This is a genomic window from Agrobacterium sp. S7/73 (assembly GCF_019355535.1).
Classification (GTDB): Bacteria; Pseudomonadota; Alphaproteobacteria; order Rhizobiales; family Rhizobiaceae; genus Agrobacterium; species Agrobacterium tumefaciens.
The window spans coordinates 1,213,461-1,230,298 of the sequence record NZ_CP072136.1 but is presented as its reverse complement, the minus strand read 5'-3'; the positions used below and the strand labels follow the sequence as shown (position 1 = coordinate 1,230,298).

At 56.5% G+C, this 16,838-nt stretch carries 22 protein-coding genes; 5 read left to right on the top strand and 17 right to left on the bottom strand.

Annotated features, from left to right (window positions below):
- Positions 1-77: 77 nt before the first annotated feature.
- From J5276_RS06090 to J5276_RS06075, 4 genes are read right to left on the bottom strand one after another with little or no spacing between them, the layout of a single operon-like run.
- Positions 78-512, bottom strand: a complete 435-nt coding sequence (locus J5276_RS06090; protein ID WP_209159424.1) for a hypothetical protein — start codon at positions 510-512, stop codon at positions 78-80.
- Positions 512-874 carry a S24 family peptidase gene (locus J5276_RS06085; RefSeq protein WP_209159425.1) on the bottom strand — a complete coding sequence of 121 codons (363 nt, stop codon included), beginning with the start codon at positions 872-874 and terminating at the stop codon, positions 512-514. The genes J5276_RS06090 and J5276_RS06085 overlap by 1 nt, the downstream gene beginning before the upstream one ends.
- On the bottom strand, positions 871-1,623 hold the full coding sequence (locus J5276_RS06080; protein WP_209159426.1) for a Rha family transcriptional regulator: 753 nt from the start codon (positions 1,621-1,623) through the stop codon (positions 871-873). The genes J5276_RS06085 and J5276_RS06080 overlap by 4 nt, the downstream gene beginning before the upstream one ends.
- 52 nt (positions 1,624-1,675) lie before the next feature.
- Positions 1,676-1,849, bottom strand: coding sequence for a hypothetical protein (locus tag J5276_RS06075; RefSeq protein WP_209159427.1), 174 nt, complete (start codon positions 1,847-1,849; stop codon positions 1,676-1,678).
- A gap of 124 nt (positions 1,850-1,973) precedes the next feature.
- On the opposite strand from J5276_RS06075, the gene J5276_RS06070 reads away from it, so the two are divergent.
- The 5 genes from J5276_RS06070 (at position 1,974) to J5276_RS06050 (ending at position 3,439) form a co-directional block, all read left to right on the top strand.
- Complete coding sequence (locus J5276_RS06070) at positions 1,974-2,348, top strand: Arc family DNA-binding protein (protein ID WP_209159428.1); 375 nt, start codon at positions 1,974-1,976, stop codon at positions 2,346-2,348.
- Between the two features lie 3 nt (positions 2,349-2,351).
- Entirely contained in the window at positions 2,352-2,660 is a 309-nt protein-coding gene (locus J5276_RS06065; protein ID WP_247749961.1) for a type II toxin-antitoxin system HicA family toxin, read from the top strand.
- Positions 2,657-2,878: a type II toxin-antitoxin system HicB family antitoxin gene (locus tag J5276_RS06060; protein ID WP_209159429.1), complete on the top strand. Its 222-nt coding sequence runs from the start codon at positions 2,657-2,659 to the stop codon at positions 2,876-2,878. Before J5276_RS06065 ends, J5276_RS06060 begins: the two co-directional genes overlap by 4 nt.
- Before the next feature lie 111 nt (positions 2,879-2,989).
- Positions 2,990-3,223, top strand: a complete 234-nt coding sequence (locus J5276_RS06055; protein WP_209159430.1) for a hypothetical protein — start codon at positions 2,990-2,992, stop codon at positions 3,221-3,223.
- A 3-nt stretch (positions 3,224-3,226) separates the two neighbouring features.
- Positions 3,227-3,439, top strand: a complete 213-nt coding sequence (locus J5276_RS06050) for a hypothetical protein (protein ID WP_209159431.1) — start codon at positions 3,227-3,229, stop codon at positions 3,437-3,439.
- Here the strand turns inward: J5276_RS06050 and J5276_RS06045 are convergent.
- The 13 genes from J5276_RS06045 to terL all read right to left on the bottom strand — a co-directional run bounded on the left by J5276_RS06045 (position 3,399) and on the right by terL (position 16,751).
- Positions 3,399-5,450 (bottom strand): hypothetical protein, encoded by a 2,052-nt coding sequence (locus tag J5276_RS06045; protein ID WP_209159432.1) that lies wholly within the window; start codon positions 5,448-5,450, stop codon positions 3,399-3,401. The two genes, J5276_RS06050 and J5276_RS06045, sit on opposite strands and share 41 nt — an antisense overlap.
- Positions 5,451-7,397: a hypothetical protein gene (locus J5276_RS06040; protein ID WP_209159433.1), complete on the bottom strand. Its 1,947-nt coding sequence runs from the start codon at positions 7,395-7,397 to the stop codon at positions 5,451-5,453. It abuts the gene before it with no gap.
- Positions 7,397-8,074, bottom strand: coding sequence for a hypothetical protein (locus J5276_RS06035; RefSeq protein WP_209159434.1), 678 nt, complete (start codon positions 8,072-8,074; stop codon positions 7,397-7,399). Before J5276_RS06035 ends, J5276_RS06040 begins: the two co-directional genes overlap by 1 nt.
- Positions 8,074-8,280: a hypothetical protein gene (locus J5276_RS06030; protein ID WP_209159435.1), complete on the bottom strand. Its 207-nt coding sequence runs from the start codon at positions 8,278-8,280 to the stop codon at positions 8,074-8,076. Before J5276_RS06030 ends, J5276_RS06035 begins: the two co-directional genes overlap by 1 nt.
- Positions 8,280-9,704, bottom strand: coding sequence for a hypothetical protein (locus J5276_RS06025; RefSeq protein WP_209159436.1), 1,425 nt, complete (start codon positions 9,702-9,704; stop codon positions 8,280-8,282). Before J5276_RS06025 ends, J5276_RS06030 begins: the two co-directional genes overlap by 1 nt.
- Positions 9,704-10,042, bottom strand: a complete 339-nt coding sequence (locus J5276_RS06020; RefSeq protein ID WP_209159437.1) for a hypothetical protein — start codon at positions 10,040-10,042, stop codon at positions 9,704-9,706. The genes J5276_RS06025 and J5276_RS06020 overlap by 1 nt, the downstream gene beginning before the upstream one ends.
- An 18-nt stretch (positions 10,043-10,060) precedes the next feature.
- A complete protein-coding gene (locus J5276_RS06015) occupies positions 10,061-10,483 on the bottom strand; it encodes a hypothetical protein (RefSeq protein WP_209159438.1) in 423 nt (140 codons plus the stop codon).
- A 94-nt stretch (positions 10,484-10,577) separates the two neighbouring features.
- The gene (locus J5276_RS06010; protein ID WP_209159439.1) at positions 10,578-10,982 is read right to left on the bottom strand and encodes a hypothetical protein; all 405 of its coding nucleotides are present in this window, start codon (positions 10,980-10,982) and stop codon (positions 10,578-10,580) included.
- Positions 10,983-10,984: 2 nt separating this feature from the next.
- Positions 10,985-11,428, bottom strand: coding sequence for a hypothetical protein (locus J5276_RS06005; protein WP_209159440.1), 444 nt, complete (start codon positions 11,426-11,428; stop codon positions 10,985-10,987).
- Positions 11,429-11,448: 20 nt separating this feature from the next.
- Positions 11,449-12,567, bottom strand: a complete 1,119-nt coding sequence (locus J5276_RS06000; RefSeq protein ID WP_209159441.1) for a DUF4043 family protein — start codon at positions 12,565-12,567, stop codon at positions 11,449-11,451.
- Positions 12,568-12,593: 26 nt separating this feature from the next.
- On the bottom strand, positions 12,594-13,445 hold the full coding sequence (locus tag J5276_RS05995; protein WP_209159442.1) for a hypothetical protein: 852 nt from the start codon (positions 13,443-13,445) through the stop codon (positions 12,594-12,596).
- Positions 13,446-13,554: 109 nt separating this feature from the next.
- Positions 13,555-15,513, bottom strand: a complete 1,959-nt coding sequence (locus tag J5276_RS05990; protein WP_209159443.1) for a hypothetical protein — start codon at positions 15,511-15,513, stop codon at positions 13,555-13,557.
- Positions 15,513-16,751 carry a phage terminase large subunit gene (gene terL / locus J5276_RS05985; RefSeq protein WP_247749962.1) on the bottom strand — a complete coding sequence of 413 codons (1,239 nt, stop codon included), beginning with the start codon at positions 16,749-16,751 and terminating at the stop codon, positions 15,513-15,515. Before terL ends, J5276_RS05990 begins: the two co-directional genes overlap by 1 nt.
- Positions 16,752-16,838: the final 87 nt, after the last annotated feature.

The following is a 16,838-nucleotide window of genomic DNA, read 5'->3' as shown; positions in this document are numbered from 1 at the left end:
TCGCTTTCACGAACCCCGGAGCCTATGAAGCTCTGTGTTCGCGTTACATCCTCATTGGCGGCGAGGAGTTCATATTTTCAGGTTGGTACGTGGACTTTCGATTGAACACCGACCGGCCACTGTCCAGCACTGGCAGGCTGAATGATCACGTAGTCGTAGCCTTTCAGACCCTGCATCATGTCAGAAATGATGTGAGACAAAGTCCGTATGTGCGCCTTCTTGTTAGCCACCTCGCCAGAGGAAACCGCTTCCTCGTATTCGCGAAGGTAGAATTTCGCGAGGTGACCCGGATCGGATCGGTTAGCCAAGAGAACTGGGAACTCGATACCAGCCGGCCTCACGTACGCGTATTCGATTTCTCCAGCCTCGGCCAAAGCCGCAGACAGTTCATTGCCGAGGCGGCGAACCTTTTCAAACGGGTTCTCCTTTGCTGCCGCGGCTATCGGCAAAGCTGCCGACATTGCTACCGCTGGCGCCATAGACAGAACTTCTCTTCGAGTTGGCTTCTTCATCACACCGCCTCCCGAAGAAAGCGTTCATCGCGAACCCTAATGTCAGCGACGACGATAGCGAGAGCGATTTCAGTGAACTCCTCGCGGCTCATAGTCATGTCACCACCGCGATAAAGCGGGTTGTCGAGCTTCATCAGCAGCTTGCCTGCCATAATGTTTTGAACTCGGTAGAGTGCCGATCCGCCGCCTACGTCGATAAGATAAATTCCTTCACCGCAATACGTGCTGGTTGGCGAGAGTAGGACATAATCCCTGCGGCTACGCAGTTCTGGTTCCATGCCGTCGCCGTCAACCATGTGAACACGAAGCTTCGAGGAAAGCACATTTTCTGCCGGGACTGCCGGTGCGAACAAGTCATTCATGCCACGACCTCCTTGCGAGCCACCCGGAAGCGGCCATCAATGAAGGGGTGCGTATGCATGAACTGTGTCACAGGCTTGCATTCATTAAGGAAGCGGTTGAACACCGCAGTGACATCCCGCTGCCACCAGACCGTATAAGTCGCTCCATCAGCGCTGGAGTGGTCATTTCGCACGTTCCCGGCAGGCTTGGGGGCGTAGGGTGACTGACGCAGAACGAAGTCGATGATGTCAGACGAAAGCCCGAACTTGCTCCCGATCCGCTGGCGGATGTGGGTAATGCTCTCCGAATTCGCCGGACGGCTGGAAAGAAGCTGTGTTGCTTCAACCAAAGCCACCTTGTCTTCGAGAGAAGCAATCGCCCTTCCCTGTTCTTCCTGGCGCCGCTCCACTGCTGCTTGAAGCTGCAGCATCTGAATAAGTGTTTCGGTCGTGGTCAGCGGTCGTACTTGAACGCCAGCCTCAAGCTCCATCCATCGGTCAATGATTTTGGCTCGCAGGGCCACGCTATAGCCCGATACGAGGACAAGGCACTCGCGCTTCGGAAGGTTGAAAAGAGGCAGCCCCCTGCCGGTGACATCCCGATATGTCGCGGAAAATTCACTCGGCTCAATTTTGAGCGCAGTGAAAAGCTCGCGAATGTCGCGGATTACGTTCTTATGATCTTTGCCTGTGAGTTCTGCGATTTCTCGGCTGGACATTGTTACCTGTCCGCCAGATTGCAAAAGAATGCCGCTGCTGCTATTGTCCATAGCGCAATATCCTTCTTTCCAGATTGTGTTGCTGAATTGAGCGGGACGGTTCCTAGGCCGGGTTCCCGCTCTTTTCGTTTTCGACGCACTCCAAACCTTTTTCGATCAGGGCGCGCACAGCTGCTGTTCTGGACTGGATGCGATTGCCAAAACGGAAATCATCCACTTTAGTCAGCAGCGACGGCTCCATCGTGATTGGAATCCGTTCACTCTTCATTTCGGCCACGATTGCCTCCTTTGAGCTTTGTGGTACGTTAAGGATAGTGCCACATGGGTATCGTGATGCCAAGTGGGTATTAATGCCCATTGGGTATTATGATGTTATTGTATTGATAAGAAAGACAACTTTCGTGTCTGACACATCAAATAGAGATGCAAACCGGTTCATTATTCGCATGCCAGAAGGCCTGCGGGACAGAATCAAGGCTGTCGCAGAGCAAAACAATCGGAGTATGAATGCCGAGATCGTTGGCACGCTTCAGAGCTATTACCCCGAACGAATGACACTGCCCGATTTGCGTGACTATCTCCGCGACCTGACATCCAGCTACGTCGACTCCCCTTCTGGCGAAATTCTGGAAGAAATCATTTCCATGGTAGAGCTCGTCAGCGAGAAACTTCCACAACAGGACAACTCTGTCTGGCGGGCAATGAACCAAGACCCGGAAACCGAAGACTTGGAGCGAGAGCAACAAGCCCGCATAGCCCGCAAAAACAGAGACTGACGAATGACCGAGACGCCAGAAGAAATGATGCTCGCGGCAATGTTTGGCGAAAAGGACTCCCCTGTTGAGCAGGAATCAAAACGCCTGGAGGCGATGCGCAGGAACCCCAAGGGCAACTGGCGCATTGGAGATGTCCAATCTTTATGCAAAGAGTTTGGCGTCACCTGCGATAAGCCAAAGAATGGGTCCCACTATAAGGTCAGCCACCCGTCGCAGGAGAAGATTTTGACCGTACCTTTCAAACGACCAATCAAGAGTGTATATATCAAGCTACTGGTTGACTTTATCGACGCAGTAAGGAGCAGCGAATGACTTATGGTTATCAGGTGGTCATCGAACCGTTGGATGATGAAGACGGCGGCGGATATGTCGCGACCGTACCCGATCTCCCCGGCTGCATGTCTGACGGCGATACCTACGAAGAAGCAGCGCACAACGTTGAAGACGCTATTGCGTGCTGGCTTGAAGCAGCGGAAGAACTTGGTCGCGACGTTCCCAGTCCTTCACACGAGCATCTACGTTACGCATAGGTCCGCTTCGGCGGCTTTGGGCGGCGCAGCAGTAGGTTTACGACCACCGAGCGCCAGCCCCATGTATCAGACCCGAGGCCGCCCCTCGGGTTTTTCTTTGGGCAACGCATTATGTTCCGGACACTCGTTTTATCCGCCCTCTTATTTGTCTTCCCCGCCACCGCATCCAGCGCCGAAATCGCCGGCCGCGCATCCGTCATCGACGGCTTGGGACTGGTGATCGATCATGGCAGTGCGCTGGAGTTTGCAATTGCCATCGATCCAACGCACGCTCTCCAATTGTCCGATCAGTTACGCGAACAAGCCCTACAGTTGCTTTCATCCACGTCTCCTCGTAAGAATTAAAACATGCCAACCATCGACCACGACCCCAAGGAATACCGCTTCACCAAATCCGACAGGATTTTTATCAGCACAGCAACGACGGTTGTTCTTGTCTTGCTGGGTATTGCGCTGAAATGGGTTGCCGACAATTACGGATTGTTCGCGCTATTCTCGGTGATTGGTTCATTGGCTTTGATCATGTTCCCTCTAGCCTTCTGGTTGGAGCGGCGCCCATAGCCGCCCCCCTTGTTACAGCATCAGTAATACGCGCTGCATTCTGATCGATCACAGGCAACCTCCCAGCTGCACCCTGCAACGCCTGCAGGAAAGCACCGCCGCCTTGGTTGGCGGGCTGTGTCAGTATATTGGCGATTTCACCCCATGCCGCATCCTGTCGCCCAAGTTGCGCCTGCGGCCCCGTCCCGAACAATCCCTGCAAAAAGCCTTGGGAGGATGCCCATGGCCTTCCGCTCGCGGCGTTTTCGATTATGCCAGGCTGCGTTGCAGCATCAACGGCCCGTTCGGCAGCCTGCCGCGCATAGGTCTTGCTGTTTGTTGCAACACCCGCGCGAATTTCGAACGCCTTGGCAGCTTGGTCAACCGCTTTCAGCATTGCGTCGGCTTCTGACTGCCCCATCACGGTAGCCAATTTTTCTCGGGCTGCATCACTAGATAGATCACGGAGTGCCGCAACACCTTGGCGGGCATCTACATTGGGATCACTGACAGTTCGCTTTACGTTCGAGAGCTTCTCAGCAAACTGTGACCGCAAACCACCGCGAAGGCTTTTTAATTCCGCGTCAGACAGCCCCGACACGAACGCTTCCACTTCATCTCTCGCGACGGAGGGCAATAGCATTGTCTGGCCGAACAGTTTGGACTCACGCTCGGCTATTGGCGCTGCTGCCGTGTCGAGTGCGGTCTTGTATTCAGGGACAAGGGACTTTGTGAGGTTTCTGATCTCACGCGAAAGTCCCTCATAGGCACGGCCAATATCGGTTTGTCCGCCCAGTTTTCCTTTGCCATCCGCCTCGCTAGCAACATCCTTCAGTCCACGAGTGATGTAATCAAGCTGCCGAACATCGGGCAGCTTTTCAAATACCACAGACCCATCATCGGCAATCTTTGCAAGGATTTGCTGGCTTTCCTCGCCGTTGACGCGCATCAGTTCGTTTGCACGGTTGATTGCGGACTGCGGGACACGCGTCTTGACCACCTTTTCTAAGGCAATGCCACGGGGATCGGCGTAATCAATGGGTGTCGCATAGGCAGCGTCATAAGCGGCTGCGCGTGCCGGCTGCGTTTGCTGACGAAGGGCTGTGAGGGGCTTAACCATGCCTTCTGGCGCGCCTAGCCCCTGATCTAGCGCGGCAGTGATGTCCTGGGTCGCCTGCTCCGCTCGGGCGTTGATCCGGCTTGCAGCTTCACCCGCACGAGGGCCTCCTCGCTGGATAGCCGTGTCAAGCGTGCTCAGCGTGGATGGCCCTGCATCTGCAAGCATGGCTCCGCCACCCGCCGCTTGAATATTGGCATTCGTCGCTCCAGCTGCGTTGTCAGCCGCCATTGCACGGGCAACGACATCCACGGCTTCGCGGCTGGTTCCAGCCTGCCTAGCCGCGTCAGTAGTTGCGCGGCTAGATTGGACGGCTTTGACGCCTCTACCAATTAGGTCACCGGCCAGCGGTCCCGTCATCCCAAGGCCCAAACCCAAACCGGCTCCTTTACCGATCTCTAACAGGTCGCCATCGGATCGAACGGCGGAATCAGCCCCGCCGATCACTCCACCAGATGTTGCCCCAGCCAGCATCCGGACTGGCAACGAGCCGCCACCAGCACCGAAGAGCGCAGGAGCAGCCGCGACAAGCGGAGCGGTACTCGCAACAGCACCCGTAATCTGACCCGCAGCAGATGCGATAGGGTTCTGTTGCTGTGCTATCTGGGTGATCTCTTTCGCCTGATCGAGATTATCGCCATAGCTCCCACCGTTGATGAGCGTGGAGATGCCAGCGGCTGCTTTCTGCGCGCCGGACAGCGCGTAGGGGCCAACTATGGGAGCGCCTTCCACCGTGCTCGTGAGGAATGCACCCAACTCGCCATTGCGGCCCTGCAAGTCTTCCTGCTCAAGAAGCTTCTGGCCTTCCTCGAAAGAAAGGTGCTGCCCTGTTTTCGCGACAGCCACAGGCTCGCCTTTAAAACGAGGTGCGGCCGGCGCATCCCCTTGAACGGGAATGCCGTTAAAACGTGCCATTTATGGTTTCCTGTAAGTTTGACCGTCATCGGGATCGATGTACAAGTCGCCAGACTTAAGCGCGTCAAAGTCGGCCTTCGTTTGCGGTCTTGCTGTGCCTCCGCCTTGACTATTCTGAAGCATCGAACGTGACCGCTCATCAAGTAGAGGCTGCTTGTCAATTTCAGAGATGCGACGGTCAGCTTCTTCCGGCGAAATCTCACCACGAAGGGCCTGAGAAGCGATCGCTCCGCGGTCTGCGTTGAGCTGGGCTTTTCGTTCGAACACGTTGAGAATAAGCTGGTTCGCGGCCGGGTCACTTCGCAGTCGTGGCAGTGCCGACATCAAAACATCAAGGTCTTTATCCGACATCGCTCCCGAGCCAGGGACACGCAGTGTCGGCGCGATCTGGTTAATCTGGGAAATAAACGCATCCCCGGCGGTGCTGAAACCTGGGAACGCCTCAGCGAGGCGACCAGAGACAGGACCTTGAGGAGCTTGGGTAAGAAGCTCTCTCAGTACCGGCATCGATTGGGCTATGCTGGCTGCATTAGTCCCAGCGTCAGCAAGGTTGCCGAAACGTTCAACATTACGGGCTGCAGCCTTCTTCGAGAACTCTCCCTGATCTTGATTGTTGACCGTGACGGAGGTTCCTGGCGTCTTCACTTTTTCCCAGTCGGCGTAGCTTCCCTTGAACCCATCTTGCTGAGCGAGCTTGAATTCCTGATAACTGGCCGGCGTCTTGGGCTGCCCCTGATAGACGACCTCTCCAGTGCTTCGGCGAACAAGATTATCACCCACGACAATAGCATCTTCGTTAGGCTTGGCGAAGTTGCCCAGCCGTTCAACGGCGCCAGTCTGCTGGTTTGCTCGAGCAAGTGTTCCATCGGGCAGATTGACGAACTGCCACGGTTCGCTTGCTTTCTGGCCTTCGACATTAGCCGCCCAGAGCTTCAGGCCCATATCGCGAAGATTACGGTCGCGAAGCATGTACTGGATCAGGCCGGGCTCGACGCTACCACGCTGTACAGGAGTGATGCCTTGCGCGATCAACCCTGTGCTACCAGAAGCGTCAGCGACCTGCATTGGCGCGCGAGACTGCGGCGCCGTAGGGGACGCCATCGTATATGGCGCTGATGCAGCTTCTTGCGTCGGGAGCGATGTTTCCTGTCGTGGTTCGACCTTCACATAAGGATCGACATAAGCAGATTCCGTTCCGCTCGTATCACCCTGTTCAAGCGGCGCAACCGCTTCGATCGCAGCAGCGCCTGCATTGGCAGGCGCGTTGCCAAACTCATTGGCATAGTAGCTCTTCGCCATTGCCAAACGACGCGCGGATTCACCGCCGGGGCGATCATAACCCGCGAATTTCCATGCCCCGTTCATAAGTTGCTGAGCTTCCTCTACGCTTTTGGCGTTGTTCAGCGACTGAATGAGCTGCGGATTTTCCTGGAGGAAGAACTTTGCCTGTCCTTCGGGGGAAAGATCACCAGTCGCGGCAAGTGCTTGATAACGAGGGCCGCGCCACGACAGGATGCCTCCAGCCGTTCCGGGTTGACCGCTTTCGCTCGGGTCACTCCATGTGCGATTCGCATTTTTACCAGACCACCCACTTTCCGCTCGGCCTGTCGATGCCACTGCAGCCAACCCGTAGGGGTTCGTAAGGCCGCCTGAACGAACAGTATCGATGAAGGGTCGGTATGTGTCGCCCTGCGCCACTCCACGCTCCACCGGGCCTACAGCAGCAGTCTGCGGCGCACTTGGTGAGACAGGAGCCGCGAGATTAGAAAGAAAGCCTCCAGCGGGCTGCTGTGCAGGCGTTGTGCCCTGAATGCGATCAGCAAGTCCGTTAAACGACCGGTCCGCCTTTACGTTCTGGATTGCTCCTCCGATGCTGTCGGCTATGCCGTTAAGCCACGAATAGCTCTGCTGCGGAATGTTTGGCATTGCTGGAAGTTGAAGGGCCATTAGAACAGACCTCCTGTTGCGAGCTTCGTGCCTGCGCCGAGCAGGTTGCCAAAGAGACCCGCACCAGCGGCCTTGTTAGCTTCGCCACCCTGAGCAGCTTGGTTGTTCACGCCGGTAATTCCAGACGTGTATCCACCTTCAAGGCCGAGGCGACGATCAATCGAACTTTGGTAGGCGTTCGATATATTGCCGTAACCCTGCGCCTGACCGCTGGCGGCCTGAAGGCCCTGCGCAGACTGGCCGGCTAGACGATCAAGCCATCCGCCGTACTCCTGATTGGCAAGGCCCTGACCGTAACCCGTGAGCGCAGTCAGGGTATTCCCGCTGTTGAGCATACCCGCTGCGCTCGCGCCGCGTAAAGCGGCCTGTGTGCCTTGATCGAGGGCGAACTGATAGCCTGGGCCAGCTTGAAAAGCACTTGTTGCGGCTGCGTTGCCATCGGCGCCATTCAGGCCCAGCGCGTTGCCGTACATCGAGTTTGCTGCTTGGCCTGTCTGGGCGTAGGGCGCATAGGCCCCGATTGCGCTGTTGAGCGCGCCAACGGACTCATTCTGCCCATCGTTGATGATGGTGTTCCCAGTATCGCGATACCGCTGGTACTCTTTTTTGTTGCCCTGCGATGCCGCCATCGTGGCCTTGCCTGCGTCCAGGCCTAGCAATCCGCTAAGAAAGCCCATTATGGTGTCTCCAAATCTGTCACGCGTGCGTCGATCGCCGCAAGTTCTCCGTCGATCCCATCAAGGCGGGAGGCGTCTTCCTTGGCGTGATCATAGATGCGCTTGAGGAAGAGATACCAAGCCGGGTCCATAAGACCGGTTCGAAGGTTGATCACAGGCACCTGCGGGCTCGGGATCGGGGTGATTTCACCTATCTGTGAGGGCATCAGCGCGATACTCCTGCTGCATCCATAGTTCCTGAGAGAACCGAAGCGTAAACGGGATCTGATATCTGTATCCGCCACACCCTGCCGTATCGGCTTGCCATTCCAGTCCTGTTGACAGAAACAGGCTCACGGGAGCCCGCAATTCGTCCAAGCTTGCGAGATAGCGGCGTCTTGAACGTCACTCCCCCATCATCAGACCATGAAATGAGGCAGACAGGGTCGATCTCAATCGGGTCTTCGCCGCTAATCAGCCCCTGCCCCACGATGATATCGAAATCGGCCCTTGGAATGATTGTCCTGTTGGGGAAACCGGACAACGGTAGCGACCAGAGGTCCATGACGAGCGGGTCAAGGCCTTCCCGCTGGTATTTTGCATCCAGCAACCAAACGGCATCACTCTGCCGATCTAGCATAGCCCATGCTCCAAAGGCCTGAACCGAGACGATGGCGCGCCAATTCTTCCAATTGTAGCTTCGGCGTTCGTGCCACAGTCCTGTGCCTACTTCATAGGTCCAAGAAAAGGCTGGGCCCGTTACCGTCGCCCACATATGGCCCGACGAAACACCTACCGTCACATCAATCTTGGTTTTGTCAGCAACGCCTTCGATTAACGCCTCAAGGTCTTGGTTGCTGATCCTAGACGGCGAGTAGCCGCCATCCATTCGGTACACGGCATTGTCATCAGCTACGAAGACGATGGTTGAAAACCCCTCCTCAAAGCCTGCAATCGCAAACGTTGAGGCTAAGCCCTTTGGAATGACGGTCGTTCGCGAGAATGGGGAGCCAGTAGCGTTGCCCGCATTGCTCCACACTTCCATAGAAGACGGGCCGCACAGCAAAAGCTGCTCACCATAAGGGACAGCATTGAAGATGCCACCGGGGCGGCCCTCTGCCTTGCCAAAATCAAGCGCTGAAACCGTCGTATCGTTGATGGCAGAAACGAAATATCGGCCATCGCGGATAGGAAAGACGAAATAGCCATCGATGAACATCACTGCGAGCGGCTGGGGTAAGTCAGGCTCTGCAAGCGTTTCCGGCGGGGCATCCCTGTGGATCTTGTAGACGTCATTCTCCGTAACGCAGAGGATGTCTGGGATAGGTGCCTTGTTGTTTCGAGCAAAGGTGACGCGCTCGTCTCCCGGCAACGCTCCGAGGTCTGTCACAACGTAGGAACCGCCAACGAAGGTGATAAGCGTCAGCCTGTCTTTTTGAGCGACGTAAAGATCACCATTGTAGAAATGCGCACCTCGCCCACTCTGGCGCGTTGTAGAAGCTATCTTTCGAAGACCTGGCGTACGCCTGCGAGCAAATAGTGATCGAGCGCCGTCATCCAGCTTCGAGGCGTAGCAATTGATCAATCGCCCGGAACCTTCGCCGGGGCGGATGCCTGGAGACGTGCTGTTAGGGAAAACGATGTCAGCCATCAGAAGTACAAGCTCGGGATAACGTCTTCGCGCTGCCAGCTGCTGTTGCGGAGCGATCTAAGGCGGTTTTCGGCAAGGATGCGGGATTCGGCGTTGCTGGGCTGCCCAAAGGTTGGGGCGGCTTGATCCGCAAGAATGATCGCAAGTGGATCAACGCATTCGTCTTCGAAATTCTGTCGATCATCAAAATAGAAGATTTGATTGGCGTTCAACTCTGAGAGCTTGCCGTCAATGATGTCTTCGATTTCTTGGACGTCCTCCGGCTCAGGCGATTGGCCGGCCCCCATGACGTTTAGCTTTTTGAGGGTGGCGGCTATGACTTCTTGACGTGTTTTCATAACCGCCACTCCAATTTATCAAACCATCATTGAATTTCGAAGATTGTTAACTGCGCTCATCACAGTCATCTGCACCATTCCAGCGTTTACAGACACCAGCAGCGCTTCGAAGTGATCTTCGATCATCTTCTTCATGGCGTCGGACATTACCCGTTCGCCCATCGCTCCCCATCGAGGCGCGCCTACCTCATCAAGCTTTGCTTTGAGAGAGGCTTTAATCGTCGCCTCTATCTCGTCACGAATAATCTTTTTGAAGGGAGAAATCTGTTCTCCGGTCTCATGTCCGTAATGGTTCTTTCGAACGTCACTCGTAAAGTCAGCGACTACACTGCAGACCATGGCTGTCCACATCTCATCTGGAATAAGGTTGACGAACTCAGCCTTGATCTTTTCCTTAATGTTGTCTTGAACCGCAGAAAGCGGAGAAATATCGTTTGTCATTGTTCTGTCCTTTGTCGGAAGGATGGACGAGCGGGGCCGACACCCCGCCCGCCCGTTGCGCAACATGGTTCATCTTGTCGGTGATGATGGTTGATCAGACCGTGGTGAAGGTCTCTACCTGCTTCGCCTTGTCGTCATCCGAGAGCGAGTTGAAGATTTCGGCGTCGTCCTTGCGGAGAGCCTTCACCTTCTTGCTGTCGGCGTCATAGACGGTCCACCAGCCGTTTTCCTCGTCCTTAGCTTCAAATGGGGCCTTGAACGAGGCGTCGGCATCAGCGGGCTGCCCGGGCGCTTTGTCCGTGGCTTTGGTCACCTTGGCGGGAGTAGCGGGCGCTTTGTCCGTGGTAGCCTTGTCAGAAGCAGCCTTGAAGAAACGGTTGCCCTTCAGCTTGGCTGCTACCTCGTCAGAAACCTCGACAGGCTTGCCATCCATGAACTTGACGCCGAACGCTTCCACTTCATCAGCGTCGCCGTCAGAGGTGTACGTGATCTTCGTCATGATCAAAGCCCCTGGCTGCGATTGCTGTAGTGAGCCCAGTTGCGTGGGTTCACGAACTCCACGATGAACTCAGCAACGCCAGCAGTGGCCGCCGTGCCTGTCTGCGTGAATTTGGCGAAGAACTGAGTGTCGTTCGCCAGTTCGGTACCGAGGTCAACACCCGTACCCTGCTTATAGCCGGGGGTGCCGGCTGCAGCGTTTGCGGAGGTGACAAGGCTGTCAGGAACAGCCGCTGTGCCAAGAGAAAGCACATTGGTGGTGCCGGCATTGAAAGCCGTTTCGATGCGGACGGAAGCCCGCAAAGGGATGCAGCCTTTTTCAAGGGCGACAACCGGGACGGTGCCCGCCGCAAGACCGGTCGTATCGAAGGGGATACGACGGCGCCATACACCGACGCCCGTATCTTCGGGCGCCTTGATTGGATTGCTCCAGATTGGATTAGCCATGATGTTCGGTCCTTTCCCGATTAGTCGCCTGTGGCAGCAAAGAAGGCGTTCACAACGCCGCGCTGCTTGCCGAGAACGTTGGTCTGAGTGCCGTCAATGGCGTCGACCGTGACGTTGTCACCGAGCGTATAGCCGAGCTTCTTCATGCCCCACTTGCCGATCATGCCGAGGCCTTGCACCTGGTCGTAATCGTCCTTCTGCTCGCGGGATTTGTAGCGCTCCTTGATCGCCCAACCGAGCGCTTCCTGACCGAGCAGGAATGCGGGCTGAACGTTGGCACCAGAGTTACCGACGCCGGGCAGGATCGGCATGTCATCCACTTCGTGGACGATCACACCATCCCATTCGCGGTCACCACCCAGGAACATGCCCTCGGAGCGGCGAGCTACGGACTGCTGGCGCTCCGTCTCATTCATCGACGCCACGAAGTCACGCATTTCCAGCGATCCAACGAAGCATACGAAGAAACGACGGTTTTCAGCTTCGCTGATACTGGTCGGCGTGATGCGCGGTCGAGCGGACAGCGCGATGCGCTTCAACAAGGAGACGGAATCCTTGGTGAATTTGCCGCCGGCAGCGGTGATATTGGCCAACGAGGCCGCGTGGTTGTTCGTGGTGTAGTTGCCCAGCGAATTGCCGTAGAGCACGCGGTCCTTGTTGTTGGTGTGCCAGGTGTTCTTGTCCGTCGCAGTCGCGTCCAGATAAGGAACGTTGAGCTGCTGTCCAACGTCCTGAAGGCGATCGATGACTTCGAACTTGGCGTCTTCTTCGGACCACGTTTTCAGCGCGACCTTGAAGGCCTTGCGCAGATCGATGGCGGCGAGATCCTTGTCCAGCTCGTGGGTGGAGATCGCCTTCTTGCGCATGTCCCAGAAGACTTTGTCGCCGTATTCGCCCAGCTTGTCTTCATGGCCACGAAGCGGCTGACGACCTTTGATGGCGCCACGCTTCAGGTTGGTGATGAATTCGAAGGTAATGCCATTGCCCTGTTTGGAGGCAAAGTCTTCCTTCATCACGATTGGGTTGTCGATGCTCGTCCCGGCATAAGCCGAGAACGGGTTGCGCTGGAAAAACTCAGTAGAAAACTGGTCGTCCCAGATTGTCGGAGAAAGATCCGCCTGAACGCGAGTCTCTGCCATTGCTTCTTACCTCTTGGATCGGGCGATCATCTTCCGCCCATGATTTCAGAAAGAGGCCGCGGGCCACCGTACTCCGCACCACCGCGAGGACCGCCCGCAGGCGTTTTCGCGAAGGCTGTAGGAAGGTTGGGGGCTGGGGCCGGCTGGGGTATTGGCGCCGGCTGTGGCTGCTGCTGGGATGCGATTTCATCCATGATCTGCTGGCGAAGCTTTGCCTTGTAGGCTTCCAGATCGCCGCCGATCTCAGCGTTCATTGTCTGACGTTCATGCCATTTCACGAGGTTGTCGAAGGGGTTTCCTCCGGCCATCAATTCGCGGCCGAGTGCTGCCCCCTGCGGTGTATTGAAGAGTGCTTCGGCTGCCTGTTTGGCCGCCTGCACCTTCGCTGCACCGTGCGTGCTGATCGCCTGCGTCTCCTGCAAGACTTCTCGCATTTCCTGCATCTGCTGCTGGACTGGCGTTAGCTGGTGCTGGAGATAGCCATCCGGGTCGTCCCATAGGGCCGGCGGCGGCTTCGGCGGTTCAGTTGGCTTTGGCGGGTTGGAGAGAAGCTGAATTTGTCGTTCAAGCTCCTGCATACGCCTCATATCCCGCTCGTAGCGTTCCTCGGCTTCCTTGCGCTTTCCACGCTCGGCGTCGAGTGCCTGGATTGGGACATGTCCGCTTAGCTGTTGGGATGGCGCTGCGGGTGTCGCCTGAGGCTCTTCCACAACGGCATCCGTCTGCTTTGCGGCAAACCTGCCTTGTTCGTCTCGTGATGCTCCTGCTGCCTCTGTCGGCGCTGGTGTGGCGCTCTCAGTTGTGACAGGTGCGGTGGTTTCTTCGGACGCGGGTTCGCCCCGGCCCGACATGATGTCGTCCAGTGATTTTACAGTCACAGTCATTTCCTCGTTCGTGGGGACTACGTTTGCCCGATCACCCGGCACCGGCATTGCCCTTATGGTTGGCACCACCTGTCAGGATGACGGCCTGACGCCCTGTTGCCCGTTAGACCCCGGCACCGGGTTGGACGCGTTGAAACACTGGCAGGCTCGCTCGTAGCGGGGTCATTGCCGTTTCCATGCGTATCTTGTCAGTCTCCGCCACGGTCTTTTCCGTAGCGGCTTCTGTGTTCTGGATATCAACGATGGCTTTCGCCATGTCGAACTGATTGGGCTCTTGTGCGCCGTTTGGCTGGCCAGCAGCCCCGGCGTCAGAGAGGGCCTTGATGGCTTGGGCTTCCTTCAGCTTGGCCGAGGCCTGCTTGTCGGCTGCTGTGGCTTCCTGCGTCGCAAGCTCTGCCTGGGCGCCCGCCAGCATTGCAGGGTTCGGCGGCTGTTGCTCACGCTCAGAGATGCCCTTGAGAAGGTTGGCCTTGTAGCGAAGGTTTGGAGCCGCTGCGATGATATCCTTGAACGGGATCTCGTTATTGCGATCCATCTGCTTCAGGTCGATCAGCAACGCGAACTGCTCATCCATCATCGCGCCTACAGCCGGGGCTTCGTCGAGAATGATATCAACGTCCAGCTGGGAAACATTCGCATCCATAACCGAAGCATTCTCTACGCCGGCAAGGTCATATTGTTGCGCCGGGTTCAATCCGACCCACTTCATGTTGTTCTGATCGTCGGTGACGCGAATCCACCGCTCACATGTCCAGAACTGGCGAATACGGTTCCATACCATTCGGTAGACATCCATATCCATTTGGCGCAGCGTATCTGTGAGCAAGCCCATCTGGGTTTGCCCGCCCTGCTGTTGCGCCAGGATCGCCCGGCCAGACTGCGAACCGGCTTGCTTGCCCATCATTGCAGCGTTTGGCCCCATCACCTCAAAGATGCTCAGGGCCTGCGACATATGCTCCATATGGCCTGACGCCTGGTCGTTCGTGGGGATGATGCCGAAGTCCCGGCCGAACTGGGCTTCACCCTCAAGCGTAACGTGGCCGTCAGCTTTTTGTAGCTGACCTTTATTTTCCTTAGTGTTCGCATCAAAAGTGCGGTTGCCATAGGTCTGTCGGCTTGTGACGAGATGGAGCGCCTTGGAGCGGCGCTTGTTAATTTCGTCCTGTGGGTCAATCAGGTCACGAACTGCACCGTACCGGTTGTTGTCCCGGTCGACGTATGACGAGCGCCAAGCATAAGGGTGCTCCCGCCTGCCGTCCTCGTCCTCCCATGGAGAAGGACCGTTGCGAAGGATCCCCCCCTTTGTGAACTCGGCAAAGCTCCACTGCCCATCGGTGTCGATAAAGTAAATCTGGACAACACGGATGCGCTTTCGCTTCGAGCTATCGATCCACGCAAGCCTTGGCCTGTCGTCGTATGTATCGCCCACTCTTGCAAGAGACACCGTTTCATCGAAGACAGCAGACGCGGCCTCACCATACCGGCGAACGGCTTCGCTCCGATCCATCCAGATAACAAGCCCAAGATAACTGGCGTCAGAGAAATCGTCCTCCGAGCTATGGGGGTCCCAGAACATGCGGTCCCATGCGCACCGGACCAAACGGACGTCGTAATCCGGCGCCGTCATAGCGGTTGTCGCCATCATGGCGTTGCGGTCGAACCGCTGCTCGACAGTTACCTCGATGCCACCCCAACCAACCTTGAGCATGTCGCCCCACACGCGGGACTTGCTGTCGTCGTATCGCTGGTCCTGCGTCACGTAGCGCAGCGCATCGGTTACAGCTTCGCTGTCCTTTTCGTGCATAGGGGTGCGAGGTAGAGCGCGCGGGACCGTTCTCTGTTGGCGCTCAAGGCCTTGCAGATAGTCGATCTTGTTTCGTATCAGGTTGAACGCGATGACTGGCTGACCTCGCCGTTTCAACACGGCAGCTTCTTTGGCGGTCCATTGCTTGCCGTTGTAATAGTCCAGATCCCGCTCTGCGCGGGTGCGTGACTTATCCGACGCGGATTCTGCATCGCAGAACATATCCACGAGCCATGAGTGGAAAGCTACATCGTCCATCAAAGGGTTTTCCAGTCACTTTCGGGTTCATCGCTGTCCTCGAACCAATCGCGTTGATTGGCTGGCTCCTGCTTGTCAGGAGGGCGAGGCGCAAACATCTTGTCTAGGAGCTGGCCAATCAGGCCCATCATGTCTACCTGGTCGTCGTTCTTTCCTGCTGGGAACGTGAGCATTTCCGACACGAAGGCTTCGTACCAAGGAGCGTCAACAGGCACATACAGGCCATCCAGAGCCATGCGGCCTCGGATCGACTGAGCCCGGATTGCTTTATCGCCTCTCGTCGGGAAGACGTCCCTTGCGACATATGCCTTCCGATCTCGCATCCGGCGCTCTAGGAATGGTCCGACACCTGACTTGATCTGCCCAGTCTCCTCAGCCCATGCCAATGGCTTCCATTGGATTACCATGTCGCAGAATGCTTCCACCCAACGGTCAGAGCTCGCCTGGGACCGCCAAAGGTCAAGAAGCCACATGCGGTTCATGTCATCGATCCCAACTACGCCATGAACGGTGTAGTCTCCTCGGTTGGCAGTTACCGCATAATCCGATGCCCCGTAGATTGTCATGGTATCACGCTTCGGCATCTGCGCGATCTGGTATGGACGGAGCCATTCAGCCTTGAATAGGCCACCTTCACGAGGCGCCGGCCGCTGCTGAAATTGGCCAGCAACAGCGTAAGGTCCCATTATCTTTTTGTCGCGCTCAACGACTTCACGCGGGAAGCGGTCGTTGAACAACAGTTCGCCGGCCGTCGTGCGCGGGTCAGAGAACCCGATACTCGTATAACACCTGCGTTCGGGCTCAAATTCCATGGGAAGCATCAGATGCTCGTACCCGAAGTCATTAGCCAGAATGACGCCTGAGACATCCTCTTCGTGCAGGCGCTGCATAACCACGATGATTGCGGATTCATCCGGGTTGTTCAGGCGAGTTGGCACCGATTCCCGGAACGTTTCATTGACTGATTCACGCTGAGACGTAGAGCTAGCGTTATCGACTGAAAGAGGGTCGTCAATTAGGACCCTGTCTCCACGAGAGCCCGTTAACCCCGTGAAAGCCATAGCCTCACGGAAACCCGTCGCGTCGTTTTCAAACTTCAGCTTTGCGTTCTGGTCCGACATTAGCCGAACAGTTGAGCCCCATCTCTCTTGGTACCAGTCAGACGCAATCAGTCGGCGCATCTTCAGGTTATCGCGGACTGCCAGCGGATGGCTGTGCGACGTGCCAAGATAGCGCATGTGCGGGAGACCACGAGGCCCCCACTCCCAGCTGGGCCACATCACCCCAACAGACAGTGATTTCATCGTGCCCGGAGGAACGTTGAT

Excerpts from the sequence above, each read along its gene's own strand:
- J5276_RS06090 (WP_209159424.1), bottom strand. The coding sequence starts at position 512 with ATGAAGAAGCCAACTCGAAGAGAAGTTCTGTCTATGGCGCCAGCGGTA.
- J5276_RS06085 (WP_209159425.1), bottom strand. The coding sequence starts at position 874 with ATGAATGACTTGTTCGCACCGGCAGTCCCGGCAGAAAATGTGCTTTCC.
- J5276_RS06080 (WP_209159426.1), bottom strand. The coding sequence starts at position 1,623 with ATGGACAATAGCAGCAGCGGCATTCTTTTGCAATCTGGCGGACAGGTA.
- J5276_RS06065 (WP_247749961.1), top strand. The coding sequence starts at position 2,352 with ATGACCGAGACGCCAGAAGAAATGATGCTCGCGGCAATGTTTGGCGAA.
- J5276_RS06060 (WP_209159429.1), top strand. The coding sequence starts at position 2,657 with ATGACTTATGGTTATCAGGTGGTCATCGAACCGTTGGATGATGAAGAC.
- J5276_RS06055 (WP_209159430.1), top strand. The coding sequence starts at position 2,990 with ATGTTCCGGACACTCGTTTTATCCGCCCTCTTATTTGTCTTCCCCGCC.
- J5276_RS06050 (WP_209159431.1), top strand. The coding sequence starts at position 3,227 with ATGCCAACCATCGACCACGACCCCAAGGAATACCGCTTCACCAAATCC.
- J5276_RS06045 (WP_209159432.1), bottom strand. The coding sequence starts at position 5,450 with ATGGCACGTTTTAACGGCATTCCCGTTCAAGGGGATGCGCCGGCCGCA.
- J5276_RS06040 (WP_209159433.1), bottom strand. The coding sequence starts at position 7,397 with ATGGCCCTTCAACTTCCAGCAATGCCAAACATTCCGCAGCAGAGCTAT.
- J5276_RS06035 (WP_209159434.1), bottom strand. The coding sequence starts at position 8,074 with ATGGGCTTTCTTAGCGGATTGCTAGGCCTGGACGCAGGCAAGGCCACG.
- J5276_RS06030 (WP_209159435.1), bottom strand. The coding sequence starts at position 8,280 with ATGCCCTCACAGATAGGTGAAATCACCCCGATCCCGAGCCCGCAGGTG.
- J5276_RS06025 (WP_209159436.1), bottom strand. The coding sequence starts at position 9,704 with ATGGCTGACATCGTTTTCCCTAACAGCACGTCTCCAGGCATCCGCCCC.
- J5276_RS06020 (WP_209159437.1), bottom strand. The coding sequence starts at position 10,042 with ATGAAAACACGTCAAGAAGTCATAGCCGCCACCCTCAAAAAGCTAAAC.
- J5276_RS06015 (WP_209159438.1), bottom strand. The coding sequence starts at position 10,483 with ATGACAAACGATATTTCTCCGCTTTCTGCGGTTCAAGACAACATTAAG.
- J5276_RS06010 (WP_209159439.1), bottom strand. The coding sequence starts at position 10,982 with ATGACGAAGATCACGTACACCTCTGACGGCGACGCTGATGAAGTGGAA.
- J5276_RS06005 (WP_209159440.1), bottom strand. The coding sequence starts at position 11,428 with ATGGCTAATCCAATCTGGAGCAATCCAATCAAGGCGCCCGAAGATACG.
- J5276_RS06000 (WP_209159441.1), bottom strand. The coding sequence starts at position 12,567 with ATGGCAGAGACTCGCGTTCAGGCGGATCTTTCTCCGACAATCTGGGAC.
- J5276_RS05990 (WP_209159443.1), bottom strand. The coding sequence starts at position 15,513 with ATGGACGATGTAGCTTTCCACTCATGGCTCGTGGATATGTTCTGCGAT.
- terL (WP_247749962.1), bottom strand. The coding sequence starts at position 16,751 with ATGCGCTATCTTGGCACGTCGCACAGCCATCCGCTGGCAGTCCGCGAT.